Source organism: Vibrio amylolyticus (assembly GCF_023145695.1).
GTDB classification, from domain to species: domain Bacteria; phylum Pseudomonadota; class Gammaproteobacteria; order Enterobacterales; family Vibrionaceae; genus Vibrio; species Vibrio amylolyticus.
Window position 1 is genome coordinate 61835 of the sequence record NZ_JAJHVV010000008.1, and the last position, 24510, is coordinate 86344.

The following is a 24510-nucleotide window of genomic DNA, read 5'->3' on the forward strand; positions in this document are numbered from 1 at the left end:
GTTCCTTTTAGCAAGTTCAAATGGCTAGCTCAAACCCTTCGTCAATCCACCCAGTGACACCGCCAATCATCTTTTTTACTGGTCGGCCTAATTTCGCTAAACGGATGGCTGCTTTTTCTGTGCCATTACAATGAGGGCCAGCACAGTAGACGATAAACAGTGTCTCCATTGAATACTCTTTGAGTCGTTTCTCGTTCAATCGTGGGTGAGGAATATTGATAGCCCCTTCGATGTGCCCTGCGTCAAAAAGCTCATTACCTCTCACATCGACTAACACAAAATCCTGTCGTTCATTACTCAAGGCATGATGAACGTCCCAACAGTCGGTTTCAAATCGAAGTAATTGTTCAAAATGCTGTAACGCGCTCTCACTGTCTGCGGCTGGTATTCTAGAGACTGCACTTGTCATAACGTTTCCTTGTCTATTTATCTGCGTTGTCAATGAGATCCATTATTGACGAGTGCTTACTATTTAAACACTGGCGTAAAAGACATTATTCGTTAATAATAAGCCATAGTGCTGTTATATAAGTTAAGGGATATTTGATGATAAAGGTTGCCATTCTCTCCCATGCTAACGTCTCGCTGTTTGAGCTGGCCTGTGCGGTCGAATTGTTTGCTCTACCTCGGCCTGAATTTACCTCATGGTATCAAGCGGAAGTCGTTAACCTTGATGACGGTAATATAATAAGTACCGCAAATGTTGGCCTCCAGACTAAATGTGTCACTTCATTGGAAGAGTATGACCTCCTTATTATTCCTAGTTGGCCAACGAGCCTGCAGTCTATTCCGAACAATATTGATAAAGAGATTAGAAAGTTTCACGCTGATGGTAAGCGTTTACTTTCTTTCTGCTCCGGGGCTTTCCTATTAGCTGAGCTTGGCGTTTTAAAGAATACAAAGGCAACCACTCATTGGAAATTCGAATCCCTTTTCCGTCAGCGTTTTCCTCATATCTCATACGCCTCGAATGTACTTTATGTTTTGGATGGGAATATCGGGTGCTCCGCCGGCAGCGCAGCGGGGCTTGATCTTGGTTTAGCCGTCATTCGATCGGATTTTGGGTATCAAGTTGCCAATCAAGTAGCAAAGCGACTTGTCATATCAGGGCATCGAACAGGGGGACAGTCGCAATTTGTTGAATCGCCAATATTAGAAGTACCCAATCAGTTTTCAGAGGCCATTGAGTGGGCCACTGATAATATCAACAAACCTATCATCATCGACGATTTAGCAGCACGAGCGAATATGTCACGCCGCACCTTTGACCGAAAATTCAGAGCAAGCTTCAACCTCTCACCAAAAGAGTGGCTAATCGGTCAAAGAGTCGAGCGCGCAAAAGGTTTACTCGAAAGCAGTAGCCTGCCGATAGAACAGCTCTCACAAGCCGCAGGGTTTGATAACGCCGTCACTATGCGTCATCATTTTCGCCAGTATGTTGGTGTCGCGCCAAAAGTCTATCGACAACAGTTTTCTCATTAAAACCAATTTAGGGTTTCAGCGTGGACATTAATCACCAGCATTTGAAAATCTGCACTATCAACTTATTTAACTACGTTGCGCCGCCAAATGCCTTCTACGACTTTGCAAATATCTATACCAAAGAGGAGTGGCAAATAAAGACTCAATGGTTAGAAAGAAGCCTAGTGGAGATCGATGCCGATATCATTGGGTTTCAAGAGGTGTTTAGTATTGATGTGTTACGTTCTTCTTTAGAAGCACTCGGCTATCCGTACTTCGTCACGATTGATACGCCCGATATAGAGCAAGACTATATCTATTCAAACCCCGTCTTAGCGCTTGCTTCCCGTTATCCTATTCTAGAAACACCCGTTATTAATTTAGAGTCCCCTATCGCTCAGCAACAAGCGGATTTTCAATTTAGTCGTCAACCCATTCACGCGGTCATCAATATTCCAAAGCTTGGGGCTCTGGATGTGTATGTCGTGCACTTTAAGTCTCAACGTCCTGTAGAATTTGAGTCCCTAAATTTGTTATCGAAAGAGAAGAACCAATCAGCATCACAGACGGCCGATGAAGCTTCTCTTTCCACAACTGAGCGTTGGCTATTAGAGAGTCAAGGAAAGTGGTTATCGACAATACAACGAGGCATGGAAGCTCATGCATTGCATCATCATGTCATTAACACCAAGAACCATTCAAAGAGACCTTGCGTCATCATGGGTGACTTCAATCAATCACTACAAAGTAATGAATTTCACTGCCTGACATCAAAACAACTGTTTCGACAAAACGAGACACTTGAAGCGCTTTCAGAGTTCCATCTTCATAACAGTAGAGATCTTTCTATGAATGAAGAAGATAGAAAGAGCAACGCAACTTATTACGTCGGCGCACAAGCAAAGGAACTCGACTACATATTACTTTCTAACGAGTTCTCTTCATATTCCAGTCACACTCACACAATGGTAAATCGCTACGAAGTGAAAGATTCTCACCTCACTAACCCTCGCTACGGTGTCGACCATGTCAGCAGTGATCATGGCATTGTAATTGTCGATATTTCAATTATTTAGCCTTTAATGGCCATATTAGGTTCTCATTGTTCTCTTTTTGTGGTTTAACTAGAGAAGGACGGTTAAACAAAGGAGCCTCAGCTATTATGGACATTACAATCAGACCTACTCATATCAAAGATGCAGCGGCTCTCTGCGAACTCTACTCACAACCAAAAGCGCTGGCGGAAACCCTACAACTTCCCAACCCATCTATTTCTATGTGGGAAAAACGGCTAAACAACATGCCCGATGGTGTGTATTCATTTATCGCGGAAGTAGACGGAAAGGTTGTGGGTAATATAGGTTTTGAACACTCACAACGCCCGAGAACTCAGCATTGTGCGAGCTTCGGCCTTGGCGTACACGACGCATACCACGGAAATGGTATTGGAAGTCAGCTTATCGCAACCGTTATCGACTTAGCGGATAACTGGCTGCAAGTGAAACGCATTCAAATCGAAGTAAACAGCGACAACATCAGTGCTATCGCATGTTATAAAAAGTTTGGCTTTGACGTTGAAGGGACCGCTAAAGCAGGCAGCTATCGCCATGGCGAATTTATTGACACACTCTATATGGCGCGAGTAAAAACCTAGCCTTTAGAGAGCTGTAACAGTGCTCTCTCTTTAACGGCTTCCGTATAGGGGTTGATCTTCCAGTGATCTGGGCTCCACCCCTTAACGAAACGTTGAAAGTCAGCCCAAGCAACCACAAACATTGGTCGCCAATGACACTCAACATCCTGATATGACATGGTAGGATGATAAAGAAATAGCGCCTTTTCTAAATAGGAAAAATACTCATCTAACAAAGGCTTCTCAACTTTCTCACACTCTTCTGGCGTTATCGCACTACTCATAAAAAGGGCGACATCTTTCATCGCACAACCCTTCCCAACATACTGAAAATCAACCGCAGCAGCTTGTGTTCCACAGTCACTAAAACAAAAATTGGCAAGCTTTGCATCGCCATGAACCAGTGTTTGGTAAGGAACATTAGTCAATACACGATCAATGTGTGCAGCGGCTTCTTTAAGTGGCTCATCTGCTAGCTGCTTCAGTTCATCGGGTCTAGTCTGTAAATGCCAATACGTCCCTGACGGCCATAGTCCCTCACCAGTGTGACCAATGTGTTTTGCATGAAAATACGCAAGCCACTTTAAGCATGCAGAAAGCTGTTGTGGCGTTGCATCGTTACTTACCGCAGGGAATCCTTGTGTGGCGAGGTCTTCCATCATTAACAAATAGCTTTGCTCATAATGCTCCGCATGAATTGGCTTAGGGACATAACAATGTTGATCACATAAAGACGCATACTCGCGATACCAATGCATTTCTACGCGATAGGAGTTCAGTTTACGCTGGTGAGACAAATTGGTGTTCCACCCTCTAGGGTGTGACTTTGGTTGAGGCAATTCAATGTGCTTCAAAATCACACTTTGCTGCTGAAAGCCCAAACGAAGTAACTCGCCATATCCTCCCCAAAGCTCTTGGATCAACGTCTTTGATTGAACCTCTTTCCAACCCAGTACTCCCAAGATGTTTAAGTGGATGTCAGTTTTCAATTTATCAATTTCCTATCCTAATTCCATGAATCGTAATCAAGTGAAACGAGACTTCAAACACAATTCTTAGCCTAAATTCGCTGATAATGATAGATTAGTCCAATAAATAACTGCAATATGATGCAGAATTGTAATATCAGTAGTGACGTACACATTTCTGATTCAAACTATAAAATACAACGTAAGGAATTGGAAAATGGATTCTCCAACGGCAGAGGCTAGTGAACAAAAAAAACGTGCCCGTAATTCGAACCCTGTTTCCACTATCAATAGTACCGATGCGTTAGCGATTATCGAGCACGGCAGTGAACTCACCATCGCGATTACCACACCGATAGGTCGAACGTTTCAATGCAGCACGCCCTTTATCGGTACTCACGAGAATAACTTAATCTTAATCGAGCTCCCTAAAGTATCGAATGAAGACCTCTCTTTCTTTTTCCAGGAAGGTTTCTGGCTGCTCGTTAAGGCAATTTCCCCCAGAGGAGAAGGGGCTGTCATCAACTTCCGCTGTCAATTGATTCACTTTATCCATGAACCTATTGCCATGATTGCCCTTTCTATCCCTAGTACAATGCAGATTAAACAGCTTCGAAAAGAGTCTCGTTATGATGTCAACATATTAGGAAAGGTCATAACAAACTCAAACAGAGGAGACTGCGAAATCCGTGATCTTTCAAAAAGTGGCTGTCGCTTTGTGACCCCACCTTTAAGTCGAGCATTTCAAGTTGGCGATCGTGTATCAATAGAAATTCGAGATACGGCACGAAACAAACAAGACTTTGCCCCTCTCACTGGAACCATTTGTAATTTACAACGATCATTACACTACGCTCGTTATGGTTTGCAGTTTAATGAATCAGGACAAGATAACGCTAAAGCCCTACTAGGCCAGCTAAAATACAACGGAACAAAACTGACTTTTAAATAGCAGATCTTTAAAGAGAAAGGCTATAAATAGAAGGGCCATAAATTTTACTTCTGATAAAAAATAAAGACCAATCACAGGAGAGTGATTGGTCGATGGTCATTCAGGGAAAGTGTCAGTCAATGAGTTAGCCGATAAAGCTGATGTAGCTTTGCAAGATAATCAAATTAACAATATCAATAAAGAATGCACCCACAATAGGAACAACCATAAAGGCTTGCGGAGAAGGGCCATATTTATTGACCAATGAGCCCATATTCATTACCGCCGTCGGAGTAGCACCAAGACCGAAACCACAGTGTCCACCTGAGATAACCGCCGCATCATAGTTGGCCCCCATCACCTTAAACGTAACAAAATAAGCAAAGAGCCCAAGAATCACTGATTGCACCGCTAGAATAGTTAAAAACGGTATCGCCAAATCAAAAATATTCCACAGCTTTAAACTCATCAAGGCCATAGCTAAGAATAACGATAGTGACACGGTACCAAGAATATCGACGGTTTCTGTATCGACCTTATGGACTTTAGTGACTTCCATTACATTAGTAATAAAAACACCGATAAATAAGGCATACACAAAGTCAGGGATCATTAACCACTGGATATTAAATGAACTCACCCACTGCTCTAAGTACTTAGCGCCAGTGACACAGATCAGAAGAATAAACAGAACCTCAATGACCTTTTTCGCCGTTACCTTATCTTCTTCATATTCGTTATAAGTGACTAGCTCAGGAAACTTGTCATGAGTATGAATTCCAGTCCCATATTCGGATTCAAAACCATGCTTAGCAATCAACTTTTGTGCGACAGGGCTGCCAATGATACCACCGATAATCAAACCAAACGTTGCCGAAGCCATGGCGATTTCTAAGGTGTTTTCCATGCCATAAACATCTGAAAAAGTTTGTGACCAAGCCGCGCCAGTACCGTGTCCCCCAGATAGCGTAATGGAACCAGCAATTAGCCCCATGAGCGGTTCTAAACCAAGTGCGGTCGCTAAAGTGACACCCACACCGTTTTGGATAATGATATAAACCGATGCGATAGCGAGAAATAGAAAGACTTTAGCCCCACCTTTCATTAGTTGCGTATAGTTAGCCGCAAGCCCAACCGTACTAAAAAACATCAACATGAAGGTATTTTGCAACGGTAACGAGAAAGTAAGATCAAGTCCGTTAAAATGCATAACCGTAATAGCAATGGCAATAATCAAACCACCCACTATCGGCTCTGGGATATTAAACCGCTTAAGAATCGGAAGTTTGTTATTGACGAAGTGGCCTAGAAATAAAACGCTAATAGCGATTAAAAAAGATTCTAGTGGCCCAACTGAAATTAATTGATTCATATAACCTCTTTTGTTGTGTCACTCATCTTCCGTAATGAGTATGAACGGTTCTGTATTTAGATTTAGCATTCGATAGTCCGTTACTCATTATCGGTGCTTTTTCATTTTAGGTGAAAATTTGAAACATTTTCGAAAACGTCGCTAGTGGAAGGTTTTCGTCTGTTTAAATGGTGCAAGTGCTTGCAAGATACAAGGAAAAAGAGACGCAGTATGGATCATTTAAGGAGTAAATGTCGAGTTTTGTCGCTATATCAGAGAGTGGTTCGGCATAGGTAGACAAAAAAATGGCCAACCGCAAAGGTGCGATTGGCCGATATATCTTGTGAACAAAAAGTTCACTAACAACGTCAGTTGGCTAGGTGACCCTCGGCTTAAGAAGGGTCAGTTCTTATAATGCAGTATATGTGCCAACTTTTTTGTAAGGGTATTTGCAGTGGTGGATCGCATAAATGCCTAACCTGGCTCAGGACTTTCGCATATTGCAATTGCATTATGCGAGTTGTAGCAAAAAGCTACGCCATCAATTGCCTATTAACAGATTACGTATTACTTAATATCATTAGAGCTTCAGACTAGTTTTCAAAGGTGACGATTTTAATCGTTAGCAACCTGGCTCCTCCCAAATTAATACATACGTAATGCCAATTCGATTTGTTGTTGCTTGTGATTACTTATTTTTCATACTTTTCTGCCACAAGAATTTGTATACTGCACCAAACTACTTTTTCTCGATTTGACAATGAACTATTTCACTACTTTCCTAAAAGGCATGGCTATGGGCGCGGCGGATGTCGTTCCTGGCGTTTCCGGCGGTACTATAGCTTTTATTACCGGTATCTATGACACACTTCTTGAGAGCATTCGCCGTATTAACCCGACAGCAATCGGCATTTGGAGAAAAGAGGGCTTTAAAGCAGCATTCTCTTACATCAACGGTCTATTTTTAATCGCTTTGTTTAGTGGTGTGCTCACCAGTATTGCTACATTGGCTAAACTCATTTCATGGTTACTGGAAACTCACCCTATTCCATTGTGGTCATTCTTTTTTGGTTTAATACTCGTCTCTATTTTTCATATTCTCAAGCAAATTGAAAAACGTTCGTTTTCAAGACTCGCATTTATGGCGCTTGGCTTTGCCTTTGCGTATAGCATAACGGTATTAAACCCACTTCAACTTGAAGTAACCAGTTTCAATATACTGTTAGCGGGCGCTATTGCTATCTGCGCGATGATTTTACCGGGTATTTCAGGAAGCTTTATCCTGCTGCTAATTGGTATGTATACGCCTGTATTAGGTGCTGTAAAGTCATTTCAAATTGATGTATTGCTACTATTTCTAAGTGGTTGTGTAATCGGTCTACTTTGCTTCTCTCATATACTGTCTCGGTTGCTTAAGTCGTTTCGTGATTTAACCTTGATCTTTTTGACGGGATTAATGATTGGCACCCTACCTAAAATCTGGCCATGGAAACAAGCCATATCATGGCGCACTAACTCCAGCGGAGAGCAAGTACCTTTAGTCGAGCAAAACCTATCGCCATTCCAATTTGAAAGCATTACTTCAGAGCCTTCACAGCTCTTTCTTGCCGTTATAATGATGTGTTGCGCTATCGCACTTGTATTAGGGCTCGAAAAATACGCGGAAAAGAACGATATCTAACCTTGCCGGTTCTAATTTCAACAATCATGCAGAGTATTTTATACTCCGCATGATTGTTAGCACATTTTTATAATTGTCTTAAAATTCATATTTGTAAGCGTGATAACATTCATCTCTCATCACATATTGATATGGATATTCTCATGCATCCAGCGCTTAAAGTTTTGTCTGTTATTGCGGCTCTTACTATCGGTTTTTTTGCCAATGATCTTCGCCAACTGGCTTCTTCAACTCTACAAGAACCATCACCGCTCTCTATAGAAGACTACTGCTTGGTATCGACACAACCTTGCGAGCAAAGTCAGGTTCTAATGACACTCGATAAAGACACTGTTCAACCTTTAGTTCCGTCGACGCTCACAGTGGAATGGAAAGATTCTAATTCTGAAACATTAGCTCTAGATATGAAGGGACTAGAAATGGATATGGGCAGTGTTAAGTATCTACTTACCGCCACAGAGGGCAATCTTTACCAAGCCGAAATCATGCTTCCTATTTGTACAGAAGAAAAAATGACATGGGTTGGCACGCTAACCGATGGTCACCATACCGTATTTCCAGCAATAAGGATTGAACGATGAATAAAAATTGGTCACTACTTCTTGTTGTCGCCTTTGTTCTTGGGCTGGCGATCAATAGCTACATAACTCAACAAGGTAAGCTTGAAGATCCTCAATCTTCTAGTAGTACTGCATCAAAAGAAGCGTATATTTTCTTTAGTAAAGAAGGGCAAGCGGTCGATGTTTTCGATACTGAAGATGACAGAATTAGAATCATCTATTTTGGGTTCACGCGCTGCCCAGATGTGTGTCCAACGTCGTTAGCAATGCTTGCTGGTGCGCTTAATGAGCTAGATGAGCCTTCAAAATCGAATATTCGTCCAATGTTTATCTCTTTGGACCCTGAAAGAGATCAAGCGGAAACGGCTTATCAATATGCTCAGTACTTTCATCCTTTAATTGAAGGGCTGTCAGCGCCACTATCCATAACGACTGATCTTGCACATCGTTATGGGGTGATCTTTAGAAAAACGGAATTAGAAAGCTCTCAACTCGACTATACCGTTGATCATAGTTCCTATTTCTATTTTACTAAGCCTGACGGAACCTTGATAACGAAAGTACCGCATACGTTAACGCCTACACCACTGATTGAAGCAATCAATCAATTAAAAAATAATAATGAACAGTAAAGGAAATTAGCCGCATGAAACTCAAGTCTCTACTTCTTTGTAGCCTGATGGCCAGCCCACTTAGTTATGCCTCAACAGATTCTGACTCCACGACGACCAACCACGTGGCAACGATAGATATGGCAGTGATGGCTCATCACCCTTATGCTCGAGCGACAGCACCAGGTGCAGTGAACAGCGCGGTATTTGTACACTTAATGAATCATAATAAAACCGATCGTGTGCTCGTCAGTGCGTCCTCTTCTGTAGCCAAAAACGTTGAGCTGCATGATGTCATTAAAGAAGGCGATATGATGAAGATGCGCCAAGTTCAAGAAATAACGATTCCTGCTGATGGCATGGTTGAACTTAAGCCGGGTAGTCTTCACATTATGCTATTCGATTTAGAGAAGCCGCTGATTGAAGGCGAAACCATCGACCTTGAGTTATCGTTTAAAAACGGTGAAAAATACTCATTCACTGCTCCAATCAAAAAAGTAATGGCAGGCATGAAGCACCACTAAGGTGCCCTAATAATCGCATAATAAGTACGAAGGGGAGAGCAGATTTGCTCTCCCCTTTTTTGTCTATGCCGGTCCAGTAGCTCTCTGAATCTATTACACATTCTAACTAACAGATTAAAATCCACCCCACATCAGCTTCAAAAAACAGCAACGGCAACTTATAATTTTACACCAACTGCATTTTTGCAACATTTATCACTACTTTGAAATTATTTATAGACATAAAATCTTTCGCGTATATTATTGGCGAGTGATATATAACACACCAAATAATCACAATAATAAACACACATTAATCACAGGAATGATTATGCAAAGTAACAATATTTTTGCCCGTCTTGCTAGAGGAAATCTAGTTTTACAAATTCTCGCTGGTATCGTTCTCGGCGTCGTACTCGCCCTAATATCGCCCGAAAGCGCCAAGAGTGCTGGCCTATTAGGTAGCTTGTTCGTTGGAGCGTTAAAAGCTGTTGCCCCAATCTTAGTTTTCATTTTAGTTGCAGCATCAATCGCTAACCAAAAAAAGAACCAACACACACATATGCGCCCAATCATTATTCTCTATCTGATTGGTACATTGACTGCAGCATTAACCGCTGTTGTATTAAGCTTCATGTTCCCTACAACCTTGACATTAGTCGCAGCCCCTACCGGTGCTACACCACCACAAGGTATCGCTGAAGTACTTCATACACTGCTGTTTAAAGTTGTCGATAACCCAGTAAGCGCGCTAATGAACGCTAACTACATCGGTATCTTGGCTTGGGCTATCGCTCTAGGTTTGGCACTTCATCATGCGTCTGCAACAACAAAAGCGGTATTCGAAGATCTTAGCCAAGGCGTTTCTCAAATCGTACGCTTTATTATTCGTCTCGCTCCGTTAGGTATCTTTGGTTTGGTATCGGTAACGTTCGCAACTACTGGATTTGAAGCACTTGCAAGCTATGGTCAGCTAGTGATTATTCTTTTAACGGCGATGGCCTTTATCGCCCTATTTGTAAACCCAATTATTGTGTACGTTAAGACGAAGCAAAACCCTTATCCACTTGTGCTGCAATGCCTAAGAGAGAGTGGTGTAACCGCATTCTTTACACGTTCAAGTGCCGCTAATATTCCAGTAAATATGGCGCTTTGTGAGAAGCTTAAACTTGATGAAGATACCTACTCTGTATCCATTCCTTTAGGTGCAACTATCAACATGGCTGGCGCGGCTATTACTATCACAGTACTAACACTTGCTGCGGTTCATACCGTTGGTATTGAAGTTGACCTACCAACAGCAATTCTACTTAGCGTAGTCGCTGCGGTATCTGCATGTGGTGCGTCAGGTGTTGCTGGTGGTTCTTTGCTACTAATCCCACTGGCTTGCGGCCTGTTTGGCATTCCAAATGAAGTGGCAATGCAAGTCGTGGCGGTAGGTTTCATTATTGGTGTTATCCAAGACTCTGCGGAGACTGCGCTTAATAGTTCAACGGATGTTGTTTTCACTGCGGCGGTATGTCGAGCGGAACAAAAGCGTGCTGAACTAGAGCCTGCAACTTCACATTCATAATGATGCGTTTTATGTGTAACTAACGACCTTTATTTATGTAGAAAGAATCTTTCCTTAAAGGCCGTTACGTATCAAAAAGCCCAACTTAGTCTCAACTAAGTTGGGCTTTTTATTTTCTAACGAACGCTTCACTGAATCGACAACATTACCGAATTCAATGATGACCTAATGAGTCGGCTTGTTGAACCCATTTGGTGAGTAATCAAAGTCGCTGTTGGTAGATTGAGCCTGTGGCTCTACCTTTTCTTCTCCACCGCCTACACTGTCAGACTCATTTAAACTGCTTGCTACTTTCTGATCAGGAATCAGCTCCTCAAGTGAAGTATCATTCGATACAACGGCTTTGGCAGGAAGATACACATCTCGTTTATAGAGTTTATTAAGAGCTTTAATAATGGAGTGCTTGCCCACTTTGTTGGCGGTAATTTTCTGTATGAGAGGTTTAGCAAGTGATTGTAGGCCAACGACGGAATCAACGCCTATATTACCTCCCACCTTATCTCTCAAGACTTTCGCAGGTTCATAACCAAAATGAGCGGACAAGAACAACCAAATATAGGCGATAGCGTTGCCTGTTCGCCCTTTATCAATCCATGCCTCTCCAGCGTGGTACATCGATTGACTGTGCCCTTTTTCAGCCGCTACCTCTAACCAATAGCAGCCTTTGCTATGATTTTTTTCAACTCCAACTCCATTGAGATAATTGAGTCCCAACTTCATTCTGCCTTCATTACTATTTTTTTTAGAGGCTTTGGTGTACCAAAAGTTTGAGTCAGCTGGAGCAGGCATTGGATTCTTACTAGACGTACACCAATCACCCAAAAACAACATTGCGGGAACATAGCTTTCTTCAGCAGATGCATTGATCATTTCAAGGGCTTTATCCATGTTAATCTCTGTGCCCTGACCTTTCAGAAGAGCCATTCCCATGTCAAATTTACCCTTAGTACTTCCTTCAAGAGCGGATATACAAATCTGCCAATACTTAGATTTCTCTCTTAGAATGACATCTTCACGCATTTTTTGACTAATACGCACAACACCATACATACCGTTAACATTATCAAGTTCAGCGGCCTTATTATACCAATAAAGGGCCTCCTTAATGTTGGTACGCTCCGCTTCTTTAGCTAAGAAGAGAATAGTCGGAACGTGACCATTCTCTGCTTTGCTTAATCGTTCTTGTTTTTCTCTATGACGTGATTTTTCCAAGGCCTTTCGATAGGCAATTTCACGCTGCTTTCTCTCTTCATCTAGCCTTTTTCTGCGCATAGATAAAGATAGCATCCATAAAAAAGCTAAAATTAATGATAACCCGGTTGCGCCAATCGCAATCCCTATAATGCTCATACGTTGAATTCTTATTTAATCATGCTTAGTTATCGGTCATTAGATGAAAATATTGAGACATACTGACTTTTTCTACTCTCTCTAACTTAATTATATGCGAGTATACGTAAAACAGCCTTATATACATCGAGCTGATAAAGTAACACATAGACACTTTGCAAGGGGGTTTTTAACAAAAAACCCCGCTTAAATGCGAGGTTTCAGAGCTATTTAGCAATCAATTCTAACGATTTTCGAATCAATGAGTACCTATTTAGCGTTACTAAACTGCTTAGCGTTTTCCGCTATTTTTTTTTCAGCCTGTTTCTTATCGGCTAACTTCTTCTCAGCAAGTTTATTTTCAACGACCTTGTTTTCAACAACATTGCTCTCTGCCATTTTTTTCGCATCGCTTAACTCAACAACTTGCTGCTCAGGTGTTGCATGAGTGACACCCGTAAACTTACCACCGGGTTGAATGCTTAAGTTATCACTGTAGATCGTGCCAACAACACTGCCGCGTGAGAGAATTTCAATGGTTTCAGCATGACAAGTACCTTCGAACTTACCATTAACTAGTACGCGTTCGGCATAAACTTCGCCACTGACAATACCCGTTTCACTGATCGTTAACGTGTGCTCAGCTTTAATTTCACCATCGACAGCGCCATCAACTTGAAGGTCGCTCTCTAACCTGAGTTGTCCTTCAATCGAACAGCCTTTTGCGATGACAGTTGTAGCTGACTGCTGACTCTTAACTCGACCTTGTTTACTAAAGATTCCCATCGGATACCTCTTACTTTACTGAATATGGTCTCAAAATCATTTACACCCCAATCGACAAAGGGTCTAGGATCTAAAGAACGACCAACAAATCTAATTTCATAATGCAAATGTGGACCAGACGATAATCCACTATTTCCTGAGTGAGCAATTAAGTCCCCTTTTTGAACGAAATCGCCACTTTTAACTAAAAACTTATTTAAATGCGAATATGAGCTTGTAAATCCATAGCTATGTTGAAGTCTAAGGAAATTTCCTGATCCTTTATTACTTGGTCTGGTGACTTCAACCACTCCATCAGCGGGTGCATAAACAGGTGTTCCAGTATTGACTGCAAAGTCTTGTCCGCGGTGTGTTTTAACAACACCGGTGACTGGGTGTATCCGTTTCCCGTATCCTGACGAAATTCGTGCATTATGAACAGGTGCGCCACTTGGAATTTGAGTCAACATCACCATTCTAACCGAAGAAGTAATCGCAGCAGTGTCTAATCGGGACTCAAGCTCACTTTCGTCGACAATCTCACCCATACCAAGAACTTTCTCTAAGTCCCCTAACCGATCGGATACAAGATTCATTCTCTCTTCACGATCTAATAAATCGCTTTCCAAATTAACCTTTAACTCTTGAAGAGATGACACCTCTTCGGTTAAAGACATCGACTTAGTCTCAAGCTCGCGTTGCTTAAGCTTAGCAAAGTCGACTTCATCTACCAGGTGGTAAATCACACCCACTGTCACGACTACCGCAATCAACGAAAAGTAGCCGAGCCCTTTTAGAAAATGACGAATCCATTTCCCTAAATGAAAATGTCGAGTTCCGTGAATAGACGAAACTGAAACTACTACTCTTTCTTCCATACTTCTATCGGTTCAATTGCGTTAAAAAATTATCAGGATTCTAGCAAACAAGTCAGCTTAACAAAACAAAGTCCTGTTTGTGATTACATCAACCTCACAGCTTTATTTTTAACTTTGTGACTCATCACTAGGCTTATTTTGCACATATTTGACATAAGTTTTTATAAAATCAAACTATTTTCGATCCATTGGTGACAAACTCACTTCTTCTCTTTTTTATTGAGAAAAGATCTCTTAATATCGCCTCACAATTTTTTTATTAGCAAATACTATGAATAAGAGTTTATTTACTAACTTGATCGCACTGATTGTTCTTTTCAGTGGGTACTACTTCGGTAACGACATTGTCTTCTTTGCAGGCTTATTTGCCTTTTCCGGTGCAGTGACAAATTGGCTCGCGGTACACATGTTGTTTGAAAAAGTTCCTGGCCTCTATGGGTCAGGGATCATTCCAGCCAAATTTGAAGAATTTAAAGCCGCCATAAAAACACTAATGATGGATCAATTCTTCACTGAAGAGAACATCGATCGTTTTCTAAACAAAGAAATGGCAGGAGAAAAAACACTTAATCTTGAACCAATCCTTGCTAAGGTAGATTTTAATCCAACCTTCGATTCCTTAGTGGAAGTCATTGCTAACTCTTCATTTGGCGGTATGTTAGCTATGTTTGGTGGTACCGAAGCACTCGAACCACTAAAAGAACCGTTTGTAGAGAAGATGCAACAGTCTGTTGTTGAAATCAGTCAGAGCGATACCATCAAACAAGCCATTAAAGAGCAATTTGAAAGCCCTGAAATGATGGGAGAAATCACTGCTAACATTGAGAACATCATTGACCAACGCCTTAATGAGCTCACCCCTTCAATCGTAAAATCAATCATTCAAACAATGATCAAAACCCATTTAGGGTGGCTCGTTGTTTGGGGCGGTATTTTCGGTGGTCTTATTGGTGTCGCTTCTTCATTAGTCTTATAAACAAACGGCGAGTTGATAACAGAACTTAAACAAAGAAGGAAAAAAAGCGATTATTTTCCTTCTTTCGTTTTTATATCAGGTCAGTCTGCAAATTTGATTGACTACAGCGTAGACAGAAGTTCAGGGTTCACACCAAACCCACGCTTATGCTCTTCTATCACAACCTCGCTTCGAGTTTGTATAACACCAGGTAACGTCCCTAGCTTGCTCGACATAAACACCTGATAGGCTTTCATATCTTTCACCCTCACTTTTATCATGGTGTCAAAGTCACCAGAAAGCGAATAGCACTCTTCAATCTCAGGCATGAGTGAGACAGCATCTGAAAATTTTTCAAATATGGAAAAGCTTGTCTGATCAAGACGGATATGAATAAAAACCTGGACATCTAGGCCCAATTTTTCGGGGTTAAGTTCGGCGTGGTAGCCATTGATATAACCCTCTTTCTCTAGTCGCTTAACACGGTCAGAGCACGGGGAAGTGGTAAGATTAACTTGTTTTGCTAGTTCTACTACAGACAAACGCCCTTTAAGGTGAAGCGTTCTTAAAATTTCGCGGTCAATTCGGTCTAAATCCATTAGTCATACACACGTCTACAAAACTTGTTCTGATAATATAACAAGCCGACATTTTTGACGTTAAACAATGGTTCTAGCAATAGTAGAGCGTGGTTTAGATCACTCTTACATTAGAAAAGTTGGTTTCTGTTAATTCTGAACGGCTATTGCAGTCTCTGCAAAACCCTTGTTTTTCCATTTTTACGTAATGGTCGCCCTGGAATAGGCTAGAAAATAATGTCTGAACATTTTGAAGTACTGACTCTTGCTTCTCTGGCTGGCAACGTTTCATCACAACCTTATGATGAGTTGGCTTTCGACAACAATTACAGTAGATCTTCGACATTTTCTCTTCTCCAGAACGATAATAGGGTTATTGATAATTGACACATTGTGTATGCGTTAGTTCAATAGACCCAAACATATGTTTGAAAAACGTGAGCAAAGTTCAAAAAGAAACAGTGTTTTTTCACAAAGATCAACTAGTACTTGGCCTAGGTCTCAAAACTAAAACAACAATGCCCTGCACCAGCAGGACATTGTTGATAGTAAAGTGCGAAGAGAGCCTTATCGTCAGGCTTTGGTCATTGTTTCTTCAAATTATGACGTTATTGCGCTCTTTTCTAGTCTAGTTCTTGTAATTGCTTTTCAAACTTAGAATGCAAGCGAACCACTTCTTCCTCTGGCTCACCACTCATCAAGCTAACAACAACGATACTAATGGTGGATAAGATAATGCCCGGTACGATTTCATAGACATCAAACCAACCTCCAGTTAGCTGTTTCCAGATAACAATCGTGACACCACCAATAATAATACCGGCAAGTGCACCATTACGATTCATGCGTGACCAATAAAGACTAAGGACAACAGCAGGGCCGAATGCCGCACCAAAACCAGCCCAAGCGTAAGATACAAGATCAAGAACTGAGCTTTCTGGGTTCATAGCCAGTATCAATGCAATGATCGAGATACCAATAACGGAAAAACGACCAATGCGAACCACATCTTCAGAGCTCGCCTGTTTATTAATGATCTGCTTATAGAAATCTTCAGCCAAAGCAGAAGAAGAAACCAGCAGTTGTGAATCAGCAGTACTCATAATCGCAGCCAGTATCGCAGCCAGCAACATGCCCGCTATCACAGGGTGGAATATAGCATCGACTAGTAGCATGAACACTCGTTCGCCATCAGCTAACTCGATAGTCGGTGAGTTTGTTACATAAACAAGACCAACCAAACCTACCAATAGAGCGCCAACCATAGAGAGTGCCGTCCATATAACCGCAATTCTTCGAGCTGTTGTGAGATCTTTATTTGAACGAGATGCTTTGAAACGTGCAAGGATGTGCGGCTGACCAAAGTAACCAAGCCCCCAAGCAACCAAAGAGATAATCGCTATGGCAGACAACGGCTCACCTTTCGTATCATTCCAAAGCGTCAGTAGTTCTGGATTGATATTACTAAGATCCGTTGATAGCTGGCCGAAACCACCTTGCATTGCAGCAACTGGAACGATCATCAGCGCGGCGGCCATTAATAAGCCTTGCACTAAATCGGTCCACGATACCGCTAAAAATCCGCCAAATAATGTATACGAAACAACACACAACGTGCCGATAATCACAGCGATAGTGTAATCAAGACCAAATACTGTTTCGAATAATTTACCACCAGCGACTAATCCTGAACTTGTATAGAAAAGGAAAAACAACAGAATGAAAAAGGCAGAGATAGTCTGAATAAGTTTCGAATTATCATTGAAACGTCTAGACAAGAACTCAGGTAGAGTCAGTGCATCTGTCGTAATACTGTACGTTCTTAAGCGTTTCGCATTAATATACCAGTTAGCCCAAGTACCTAGTAGCAATCCACCAGCAAGCCAAACTGCTTCAATTCCCGCCGCGTAAGCATAACCTGGCAGACCCAGTAATAACCAACCGCTCATGTCTGATGCACCTGCTGACAATGCAGCTGGCCACGGACCTAGCGAGCGTCCTCCAAGGAAGTAATCCGTAGAGTTTTTGGTTCTCTGATAAGCGATAACCCCTATTGCCATCATCATGATCAGATAAGCAATAAAAGTGGTTGTAATAGCAAAGCTATTTTCCATTTGTTGTTCCTCTTATAAAAATAATTCATCCATGAATGCCTCTAGCTAGCAGTGGCAAAACGGTGAAAGAGCGTGTAACCGGAGATAAACACTCTCCGGAAACAAAATGCGCTCTACAAACACATTGATAACAAGCTTATTTCTCTGCTCGTTGGCCATTGTGTTTGAGAGCGACAAGTTCTGTTGAAAATCCTATTCGTTAATAAAGGGGCTATAAGCTAATAAAGGCTCTATAAACCACTAGTGCTCGTCGCTCCCTAACTCAAGTAGCGTGGCATTTCCTCCCACCGCTGTTATGTTGATGGTACGAGTACGTTCTGTAATAAAACGTAGGCTCAGCGCAGGATCTTGCGCATTGCTGAGACAAGTCATATCCGTTTCCGAGCTAAGTAGAACGATAGCGCCCGTTTTCTTAGATAACGTTCGATTAATAGCGATCTCATTTTCCTGAGTCCCTATATAACCCACACTTCGAATATCTGTTTCTAATAGCGGTGAATACGCCTCAAGAGATTCAAACTGTAGGACATCACTTGGTATGCCTGCAGACTGGAAAGCCGACTCAAGTAGGGACACGAGATCTGTATCATCACTACAAACAATCACACTGTTTCCCGCTAAAAGCGCTGCTGTTAGATGCGCGATTACAACAAGGCGAGAGTTCGCTAAGCTGTTGTCATGAATAACAAGAGCGACACCACGGCCAGTGGTATATAACTCGTTGGTTTCACCTGTTGGTCCCACAAGTTGATGTGTTTCTTTCAATAACCTAGCGGCATGCTTTTCATGGAATTGAACAACTCGACTTAGTGACGGTTGAGTCTTTTCTATCTTTCTCGCTGCAGATAGCAAGTACTTACTTTTTTCGCCATATTCAAGCTGATTCCAACTGGCCCAGGCAGTGTAAGAGTCAGAGTAACGTGTAATTTGATGCATCATAATCTTTCTCCTATGCTGGTTTAGTCGTTAGTTTTGCTTGAGTGAAACGGAATAGGTAATGCGGACCGCCCGCTTTTGGACCAGTTCCAGATAAGCCTTGGCCGCCAAATGGCTGAACGCCAACCACCGCACCCACTTGATCTCGATTGATGTAACAGTTGCCCACTTTAGCGTGCTGCTCAATCCATCGGTAAGTGGTCTCATTTCGGCTGTGAATTCCCATCGTCAAACCAAAGCCTGTTGCGTTTATATTCTCAACCACTTGAGCCAGTTCATTCGCCTTGTAACGAACGATATGTAAGATTGGCCCAAAGTGTTCTTGTTCCAACATTGAAATATCGTCAATTTCAAAGGCCGTTGGCGCGATAAAATCTCCAAACTGGCAAGACTCTTCTAAGGTTAATTGAGCCACTTTCTTGCCTGCACTTTGCATATGTTCGATGTGCGCTTGTAACTTTTCTTTTGCAGTTGCATCGATAACAGGTCCCACATCTGTACTATGAAGATAAGGAGCACCAACGCTCAATTCACTCATCGCACCTTGAATCAGAGACACAATGCGGTCAGCAATATCTTCTTGTACATAAAGAACTCGAAGTGCTGAACAGCGCTGCCCTGCTGACGCAAACGCGGAACGAATAACGTCACGAACCACCTGTTCTGGTAGAGCCGTACTGTCGACGATCATGCAGTTTTGGCCACCCGTTTCAGCAATAAACGGAACAGGTGATTGCTCTCTTTGAGCTAACGATTGATTAATACGCTGCGCGGTTATCGTTGAGCCAGTAAACGCAACTCCGGCAATGGAAGGATGGGCAGTTAATGCAGCCCCAATCTCGGCCCCTTTCCCGGGTAGCAATTGAATCGCTGATTTAGCAAAGCCGGCTTGATACATCAACTCAACCGCTTTTGCAGCGATCAAACTGGTCTGCTCCGCAGGTTTCGCAACCACTGTATTACCCGCGACTAACGCAGCAGTGATTTGCCCTAGGAATATCGCAAGCGGAAAGTTCCATGGACTAATACAAACAAAAACACCTAAACCTTGGCGAGATGTGATGAGCGGATTGCCATCAAAGCCAACAATTTCGCTTTCACCAAATTTCTCAACTTGATTAGCGTAATATCGACAAAAATCCACAGCTTCTCGAACTTCATCGATACCATCATGTATTGTCTTCCCTGCTTCTTGGTGGCATAGAGCAACCAGTTCAGCGAGGTTAGCTTCAAGTAAATCCGCTAGCGTATTTAGTGATTGTGCACGTGTACCCACTGCAGTGTTATTCCAGCTATCAAACGCTGCTGATGCCCCTTCAATAGCCTCAGAAACGTGCTCTAAGCTTGAGTAGCCAACACTGCCTACCTCAATACGGCGATCATAAGGTGCCGTAACGCTTACAACATCAGTAGAACTCTTACACTCACCATTAATCATTGGGCTTGCATGCCACTTCTTATTTAGAAATGACTCTACTTGCTCATCAAACAGTTTTGCTTCGCTTTCTATATCGATATTGACACCAGCAGAGTTCTTCCTGTCAGGGAAAACATCACCAGGTAGAGGGATACTCTTGTTCCCTAGCGTGTCATGAGCAAGCAGCATATCTACGGGGTGCTGAGTTAAGCTCTCAATTGGGCAGCGAGCATCCACCAAACGGTGAACAAAAGAACTATTTGCACCGTTCTCTAATAAACGACGTACTAAATAAGGCAGCAAATCTTTATGGCTTCCGACGGGCGCATAAATACGAACAGACTGTTTGTATGCTTCTTTTGCATGGTGATAAAGAGAGTCACCCATTCCATGAAGTCGTTGATACTCAAATTGATCATGACTGGCCATCACTGATATTGCTGTCACCGTATGGGCGTTATGGCTAGCAAACTGAGGGAAAATATTGCCTTTAACGTGATCGCTCAACAAGAAACGAGCACAGGCTAAATACGCAACGTCTGTCGCCTCTTTTCGAGTATAAACAGGGTAATTACCGAACCCACCCTGTTGTGACAGCTTAATTTCGGTATCCCAATATGCGCCTTTCACCAAACGAAGAGGAATCAGGTCGCCTTGCTCTTTAGCAAGCTTCGTTAGCCAAGTAAGAACAGCAAGTGCGCGCTTTTGGTAGGCTTGTACGACGATACCAAGCTTACCCCAGCCCTTCACTTTGTCACTGCGATACAGTTTTTCAAACAGATGAAGAGATAACTCTAAGCGATCGGCTTCTTCAGCATCGATTGAGATGGCAACATCCAGCTCTACCGCTCTATCTAATAGTTGTATAACGGTGTCATAGAGTTCAGTTAACACACGTTCCGAGTTAGCCACTTCGTATCGAGGGTGAAGCGCTGAGAGCTTGATTGAAACTGAAGAAGGTAGTCCGCTGTCTTGCGTCTTGATTTGGCGCCCTACCGATTCGATGGCCATTAAGTAACTTTTAAAGTACTTATTTGCATCAGCAGTTGTTAATGCAGCTTCACCAAGCATATCGAAAGAGTAGCTATAGCCCTTATCAACCAGTGGCTTTCCATTTTTCTGAGCCTGCTCGATGCTTCGGCCAAGAACAAATTGGTGACCCATGATCTTCATTGCTTGATTCATCGCCTGACGAATAACCGGCTCTGAAAGCTTGTTCACTAAACGATTGACTGCTTGCGTTGGACTGCTTGACTCTTTTTTCGGTAATCCGACGACCTTCCCTGTGAGCATTAAGCCCCAAGTAGATGCATTCACAAACACTGAGTCGGAATTTTTAAGGTGAGACTTCCAGTCAGCAACACACAGCTTATCTTTAATAAGCGCATCCGCAGTTGCACTATCTGGAATACGCATTAATGCTTCAGCTAAACACATTAAAAGAATGCCTTCATGAGTATCTAAGCTGTACTCAAGTAATAAGGCATCAATCATTTGAATGGACTTCTTATCCGCACGGATAGCTTCAATAAGGCGCGTCGTCTTTTCTTTGATCTGATTTTTTTCACTATCAGAAGACGTTGCCAAAGGTAATAACTGCTCAAGCCATTGGGATTCTTCGACCATATAAAGCGGTGAGATCAGTGACCACAACGTTTCAAGTGGCTGATCTACGAACTCTGCTTTCAACACATCAGTAGCTGTAAACATGGTTTTCCTCAATCTCACATCTAAAGCGAATCTTTAGATTTCCTACCATGGCTGGCAGTGTATTTTGAGCCTGAGTTGTTTACTTGTCAAAAACTCCGAACAAATTGCTAAAAACTACGATATTTAACAGAACATAAACAAAATCACATTCAATTAGCCAATGTTATATGCTAAAAAATTCACATCACTTAACATGATGTATATTTTTGAACTGTCGTGGTGACATTCCTTGTAAACGAGAAAAAGTGTGAGCAAACGTACTTTGTCCAGAAAAACCGGTCAGCTCAGCGACTTGTCCAAGCGAGTAGCATCCCTTTTCAATGAGAGATTTCGCTCGGTCAATTCTTTTACCTAATACGTATTGATGCGGAGTGATCCCCATTTGCTCTTTGAAAAGATGGTGAAACTGGCTTTCTGCGAGGAAGACACTACCCGCAAGTTGCGCAACCGATATTTTACGACTGAGATGCTGCTCTATATATCGATCAATGAGCTCTAGTTCAAAACGTGAATCTCTCTTTTTATGTTCAAAATCAGAAATGTGCCTTTGCAGTAAGGCAATAACCGTATCATTACATGCTCGACTCAATAGAAGATCGTCTGGGCTGGCCTGCATTTCTACCGTTAACATCTGAATTAATTTTTGAATTTGGCCATCCAGCTGAAAATAAGTTTCCGTCGACGTCAATTGATTCAGCTTTTGTAGTAGCAAGGGATCATCATTCGTTGCCATAGGCATATTCAAAACTAATATTTCGGAATTACCCACGACACCGCCAAACGCATGATCGCTCCCCGATGTCACAACGCAACCTTGCCCTGGCCCAACTAAGTTACCCTTACCGGCTACTTCGAACTCTGCTTTTCCCTTTAGACCAATGACGATCTGTGTGTACTGGTGATCATGGCAATCCATATAGGACGGTAAAATGACCAATTCCGCAGGTTTAGGTGACAAAAGTTTGGCTTTCTCATCATTCTGTATTTCATCAGTACTATTGATATGTTTCATATTTGCTTATCTACTCAGTCGACGTCGCGCATGTTATAACAAAAGCAATCGCGAATAAAACCGCCTCAACTCATTAATATTGATGTAAAATCACACTCATAACACCGATTTATCTTGGCGGTTTTTTAGTCACATCGACAAAAGGAACAATGATCAAGTGCACATTAATTACGGTTCATGTCTATTCAATCGAAATAGATGGATGCTGCATCAAATTATAGACTTGCATATTTTAAGATAAAGACCAAAATGGACGATGGACGACATAAAATTTATCAAGTGGACGTTTTTTATACCCTCATTGATAAGTTTTTAGTTCCAAAACAGCTAAAAGAATTTATTGTGAGGCGATCAAAAAAATCGTCAAAAGTTTGTCTTTCCACTGATAAGTGGGTTAACACGTTAATTTGTTGCAGGGACCTATGATCAAACGTCGAATCCCAGCGCTCTTACTTGCGCTAAGCCCTTTTTGGGTATCTGTATCGGTGAATGCAGAAGAAGCCAACCAGATCGATCCGGTTGCCGCTATCGATGAAAAAATTGAATTTAAGCAGAATGAACTTAATACTATCGCTTCAGATTTCGAAGCAGAAAGTAGCAAGCTTCAGCAGCTTAATAATGAACAAGCTCGTTTAAATCGCAGTGAGAAAGAGCTCAATGCAAAACGTAATAGAGCAAAATCCGCACTTGATAAGCAGTACAGCCGCCTTTTAGAAGATCCGGAAACAGACCTCATCTCTTTCCAAAAAAAATATCAAGAATCTTGGGCTGCGGTTAAACAAAACCAGTCAGATAAACTTGAAAATGATCAGTCTATTACTGAAGCTGAGATGCGCCTTTCTCAAGTAAAACAAAAGCAAGCACGCCTAAATACTGAATTCTCAAACTTACGAGAGCTTCGTGTTGATGCCCGTGTTAAACGTCTACAGTCTGAACTTCGTGAAAGCGATGTACTTGAAACAAGCTATAAAACGACTTGTTCAACAACAATGACGTTAGGCGAGTGTGCTAACCAAGGTAGCCACTTAACGAAGCAAAAAGCGGTTAAATCATTTAGAGCCAAACTACTGGATAATCTAACTGAATCTGTTATAGCTAAGCAAAATATTAAGGGTGTACAGCTAAACATTCATATCCAAGAAAGCCAAATGATTCGCAGTGGCTTTGAAGGTAATAATGAATACTTCACCCAGCTTCAAGCTCAGCTTCAAGCAAAACCAGAAGCGGTAGCAGCGTGTAAGCTATTGAGCGTTTCACCACGTTACTGTTTACGTGGCGAAAGTGCAGCTTCTACGAAGAAGAATGATAAGAAATGGGCAAACGTAACGGTTCGCTCAGATCAATATAATGATTCTGTTGTAATCAATGGCGTTGATTATGGAAGTACTCCTGTTGAAGTCGTTCTTCCGAATGGTCGTCACCAAGTGAGCGTTTCCAAAAATGGTTTTGAAACTTACAACCGCGTACTTACCATCAATGGTAGTGATACGGTATGGGTAAAACTACGCCCAAGTAAACAAAGCTAAGAGACTCTTTACTTTAAA

The 24510-nt window shown here is 41.9% G+C and carries 23 protein-coding genes; 11 read left to right on the forward strand and 12 right to left on the reverse strand.

Going from position 1 to position 24510, the window contains the following annotated elements; translation table 11 throughout:
- Positions 1–16 precede the first annotated feature (16 nt).
- The gene (locus KP803_RS13630; RefSeq protein ID WP_248009396.1) at positions 17–409 is read right to left on the reverse strand and encodes a rhodanese-like domain-containing protein; all 393 of its coding nucleotides are present in this window, start codon (positions 407–409) and stop codon (positions 17–19) included.
- Positions 410–546: 137 nt separating this feature from the next.
- On the opposite strand from KP803_RS13630, the gene KP803_RS13635 reads away from it, so the two are divergent.
- The 3 genes from KP803_RS13635 to KP803_RS13645 all read left to right on the forward strand — a co-directional run bounded on the left by KP803_RS13635 (position 547) and on the right by KP803_RS13645 (position 3115).
- The gene (locus KP803_RS13635; protein ID WP_248009397.1) at positions 547–1482 is read left to right on the forward strand and encodes a helix-turn-helix domain-containing protein; all 936 of its coding nucleotides are present in this window, start codon (positions 547–549) and stop codon (positions 1480–1482) included.
- Positions 1483–1502: 20 nt separating this feature from the next.
- Positions 1503–2537 (forward strand): endonuclease/exonuclease/phosphatase family protein, encoded by a 1035-nt coding sequence (locus KP803_RS13640; protein WP_248009398.1) that lies wholly within the window; start codon positions 1503–1505, stop codon positions 2535–2537.
- Between the two features lie 86 nt (positions 2538–2623).
- Positions 2624–3115, forward strand: coding sequence for a GNAT family N-acetyltransferase (locus tag KP803_RS13645; RefSeq protein WP_248009399.1), 492 nt, complete (start codon positions 2624–2626; stop codon positions 3113–3115).
- On the opposite strand, the gene KP803_RS13650 is transcribed toward KP803_RS13645, so the two are convergent.
- Positions 3112–4071, reverse strand: coding sequence for a phosphotransferase (locus tag KP803_RS13650; RefSeq protein ID WP_248009588.1), 960 nt, complete (start codon positions 4069–4071; stop codon positions 3112–3114). The genes KP803_RS13645 and KP803_RS13650 overlap by 4 nt on opposite strands.
- A gap of 208 nt (positions 4072–4279) precedes the next feature.
- Between KP803_RS13650 and KP803_RS13655 the strand changes: the two genes are divergently transcribed.
- Positions 4280–5014, forward strand: a complete 735-nt coding sequence (locus KP803_RS13655) for a PilZ domain-containing protein (RefSeq protein ID WP_248009400.1) — start codon at positions 4280–4282, stop codon at positions 5012–5014.
- 124 nt (positions 5015–5138) lie between these two features.
- Here KP803_RS13655 and gltS read toward each other — a convergent pair whose 3' ends face one another.
- Positions 5139–6365, reverse strand: a complete 1227-nt coding sequence (gltS, locus tag KP803_RS13660) for a sodium/glutamate symporter (protein ID WP_248009401.1) — start codon at positions 6363–6365, stop codon at positions 5139–5141.
- A 739-nt stretch (positions 6366–7104) separates the two neighbouring features.
- Here gltS and KP803_RS13665 point away from each other — a divergent pair.
- The 5 genes from KP803_RS13665 to sstT all read left to right on the forward strand — a co-directional run bounded on the left by KP803_RS13665 (position 7105) and on the right by sstT (position 11272).
- Entirely contained in the window at positions 7105–8025 is a 921-nt protein-coding gene (locus KP803_RS13665) for a polyprenyl-phosphate transporter (protein WP_248009402.1), read from the forward strand.
- Positions 8026–8168: 143 nt separating this feature from the next.
- The gene (locus KP803_RS13670; RefSeq protein WP_248009403.1) at positions 8169–8606 is read left to right on the forward strand and encodes a hypothetical protein; all 438 of its coding nucleotides are present in this window, start codon (positions 8169–8171) and stop codon (positions 8604–8606) included.
- A complete protein-coding gene (locus KP803_RS13675; RefSeq protein WP_248009404.1) occupies positions 8603–9217 on the forward strand; it encodes an SCO family protein in 615 nt (204 codons plus the stop codon). The genes KP803_RS13670 and KP803_RS13675 overlap by 4 nt, the downstream gene beginning before the upstream one ends.
- Positions 9218–9231: 14 nt before the next feature.
- Positions 9232–9720 (forward strand): copper chaperone PCu(A)C, encoded by a 489-nt coding sequence (locus KP803_RS13680; protein WP_248009405.1) that lies wholly within the window; start codon positions 9232–9234, stop codon positions 9718–9720.
- Between the two features lie 310 nt (positions 9721–10030).
- Positions 10031–11272, forward strand: a complete 1242-nt coding sequence (gene sstT / locus KP803_RS13685) for a serine/threonine transporter SstT (protein ID WP_248009406.1) — start codon at positions 10031–10033, stop codon at positions 11270–11272.
- Between the two features lie 165 nt (positions 11273–11437).
- On the opposite strand, the gene KP803_RS13690 is transcribed toward sstT, so the two are convergent.
- The 3 genes from KP803_RS13690 to KP803_RS13700 all read right to left on the reverse strand — a co-directional run bounded on the left by KP803_RS13690 (position 11438) and on the right by KP803_RS13700 (position 14244).
- Positions 11438–12622 (reverse strand): tetratricopeptide repeat protein, encoded by a 1185-nt coding sequence (locus KP803_RS13690; protein WP_248009407.1) that lies wholly within the window; start codon positions 12620–12622, stop codon positions 11438–11440.
- A 249-nt stretch (positions 12623–12871) separates the two neighbouring features.
- Positions 12872–13387: a bactofilin family protein gene (locus KP803_RS13695; protein WP_248009408.1), complete on the reverse strand. Its 516-nt coding sequence runs from the start codon at positions 13385–13387 to the stop codon at positions 12872–12874.
- Positions 13291–14244: a M23 family metallopeptidase gene (locus tag KP803_RS13700; RefSeq protein WP_248009409.1), complete on the reverse strand. Its 954-nt coding sequence runs from the start codon at positions 14242–14244 to the stop codon at positions 13291–13293. Before KP803_RS13700 ends, KP803_RS13695 begins: the two co-directional genes overlap by 97 nt.
- Before the next feature lie 271 nt (positions 14245–14515).
- Here KP803_RS13700 and KP803_RS13705 point away from each other — a divergent pair, with 271 nt between their 5' ends.
- On the forward strand, positions 14516–15220 hold the full coding sequence (locus KP803_RS13705; RefSeq protein ID WP_248009410.1) for a DUF445 domain-containing protein: 705 nt from the start codon (positions 14516–14518) through the stop codon (positions 15218–15220).
- Positions 15221–15321: 101 nt separating this feature from the next.
- On the opposite strand, the gene KP803_RS13710 is transcribed toward KP803_RS13705, so the two are convergent.
- From KP803_RS13710 to KP803_RS13735, 6 genes are all read right to left on the reverse strand, one after another.
- Positions 15322–15798, reverse strand: a complete 477-nt coding sequence (locus tag KP803_RS13710) for an Lrp/AsnC family transcriptional regulator (RefSeq protein ID WP_248009411.1) — start codon at positions 15796–15798, stop codon at positions 15322–15324.
- A 94-nt stretch (positions 15799–15892) separates the two neighbouring features.
- A complete protein-coding gene (locus KP803_RS13715; RefSeq protein ID WP_248009412.1) occupies positions 15893–16123 on the reverse strand; it encodes a hypothetical protein in 231 nt (76 codons plus the stop codon).
- A 277-nt stretch (positions 16124–16400) separates the two neighbouring features.
- Positions 16401–17891 (reverse strand): sodium/proline symporter PutP, encoded by a 1491-nt coding sequence (putP, locus tag KP803_RS13720; RefSeq protein ID WP_248009413.1) that lies wholly within the window; start codon positions 17889–17891, stop codon positions 16401–16403.
- A 240-nt stretch (positions 17892–18131) separates the two neighbouring features.
- Complete coding sequence (locus KP803_RS13725) at positions 18132–18830, reverse strand: 1-pyrroline-5-carboxylate dehydrogenase (RefSeq protein WP_248009414.1); 699 nt, start codon at positions 18828–18830, stop codon at positions 18132–18134.
- A gap of 10 nt (positions 18831–18840) precedes the next feature.
- Positions 18841–21954: a bifunctional proline dehydrogenase/L-glutamate gamma-semialdehyde dehydrogenase PutA gene (gene putA / locus KP803_RS13730; protein ID WP_248009415.1), complete on the reverse strand. Its 3114-nt coding sequence runs from the start codon at positions 21952–21954 to the stop codon at positions 18841–18843.
- A 184-nt stretch (positions 21955–22138) separates the two neighbouring features.
- On the reverse strand, positions 22139–22966 hold the full coding sequence (locus tag KP803_RS13735; RefSeq protein WP_248009416.1) for an AraC family transcriptional regulator: 828 nt from the start codon (positions 22964–22966) through the stop codon (positions 22139–22141).
- Positions 22967–23388: 422 nt separating this feature from the next.
- Here KP803_RS13735 and KP803_RS13740 point away from each other — a divergent pair, with 422 nt between their 5' ends.
- The gene (locus tag KP803_RS13740; protein ID WP_248009417.1) at positions 23389–24492 is read left to right on the forward strand and encodes a PEGA domain-containing protein; all 1104 of its coding nucleotides are present in this window, start codon (positions 23389–23391) and stop codon (positions 24490–24492) included.
- The last annotated feature ends 18 nt before the right edge of the window (positions 24493–24510 follow it).

What these genes read in the sequence shown, in the direction of transcription:
- KP803_RS13630 (WP_248009396.1), bottom strand. Translation starts at nt 409, where the DNA reads ATGACAAGTGCAGTCTCTAGAATACCAGCCGCAGACAGTGAGAGCGCG.
- KP803_RS13635 (WP_248009397.1), top strand. Translation starts at nt 547, where the DNA reads ATGATAAAGGTTGCCATTCTCTCCCATGCTAACGTCTCGCTGTTTGAG.
- KP803_RS13645 (WP_248009399.1), top strand. Translation starts at nt 2,624, where the DNA reads ATGGACATTACAATCAGACCTACTCATATCAAAGATGCAGCGGCTCTC.
- KP803_RS13655 (WP_248009400.1), top strand. Translation starts at nt 4,280, where the DNA reads ATGGATTCTCCAACGGCAGAGGCTAGTGAACAAAAAAAACGTGCCCGT.
- gltS (WP_248009401.1), bottom strand. Translation starts at nt 6,365, where the DNA reads ATGAATCAATTAATTTCAGTTGGGCCACTAGAATCTTTTTTAATCGCT.
- KP803_RS13665 (WP_248009402.1), top strand. Translation starts at nt 7,105, where the DNA reads ATGAACTATTTCACTACTTTCCTAAAAGGCATGGCTATGGGCGCGGCG.
- KP803_RS13670 (WP_248009403.1), top strand. Translation starts at nt 8,169, where the DNA reads ATGCATCCAGCGCTTAAAGTTTTGTCTGTTATTGCGGCTCTTACTATC.
- KP803_RS13675 (WP_248009404.1), top strand. Translation starts at nt 8,603, where the DNA reads ATGAATAAAAATTGGTCACTACTTCTTGTTGTCGCCTTTGTTCTTGGG.
- KP803_RS13680 (WP_248009405.1), top strand. Translation starts at nt 9,232, where the DNA reads ATGAAACTCAAGTCTCTACTTCTTTGTAGCCTGATGGCCAGCCCACTT.
- sstT (WP_248009406.1), top strand. Translation starts at nt 10,031, where the DNA reads ATGCAAAGTAACAATATTTTTGCCCGTCTTGCTAGAGGAAATCTAGTT.
- KP803_RS13690 (WP_248009407.1), bottom strand. Translation starts at nt 12,622, where the DNA reads ATGAGCATTATAGGGATTGCGATTGGCGCAACCGGGTTATCATTAATT.
- KP803_RS13695 (WP_248009408.1), bottom strand. Translation starts at nt 13,387, where the DNA reads ATGGGAATCTTTAGTAAACAAGGTCGAGTTAAGAGTCAGCAGTCAGCT.
- KP803_RS13700 (WP_248009409.1), bottom strand. Translation starts at nt 14,244, where the DNA reads ATGGAAGAAAGAGTAGTAGTTTCAGTTTCGTCTATTCACGGAACTCGA.
- KP803_RS13705 (WP_248009410.1), top strand. Translation starts at nt 14,516, where the DNA reads ATGAATAAGAGTTTATTTACTAACTTGATCGCACTGATTGTTCTTTTC.
- KP803_RS13710 (WP_248009411.1), bottom strand. Translation starts at nt 15,798, where the DNA reads ATGGATTTAGACCGAATTGACCGCGAAATTTTAAGAACGCTTCACCTT.
- KP803_RS13715 (WP_248009412.1), bottom strand. Translation starts at nt 16,123, where the DNA reads ATGTCGAAGATCTACTGTAATTGTTGTCGAAAGCCAACTCATCATAAG.
- putP (WP_248009413.1), bottom strand. Translation starts at nt 17,891, where the DNA reads ATGGAAAATAGCTTTGCTATTACAACCACTTTTATTGCTTATCTGATC.
- KP803_RS13725 (WP_248009414.1), bottom strand. Translation starts at nt 18,830, where the DNA reads ATGATGCATCAAATTACACGTTACTCTGACTCTTACACTGCCTGGGCC.
- putA (WP_248009415.1), bottom strand. Translation starts at nt 21,954, where the DNA reads ATGTTTACAGCTACTGATGTGTTGAAAGCAGAGTTCGTAGATCAGCCA.
- KP803_RS13735 (WP_248009416.1), bottom strand. Translation starts at nt 22,966, where the DNA reads ATGAAACATATCAATAGTACTGATGAAATACAGAATGATGAGAAAGCC.
- KP803_RS13740 (WP_248009417.1), top strand. Translation starts at nt 23,389, where the DNA reads ATGATCAAACGTCGAATCCCAGCGCTCTTACTTGCGCTAAGCCCTTTT.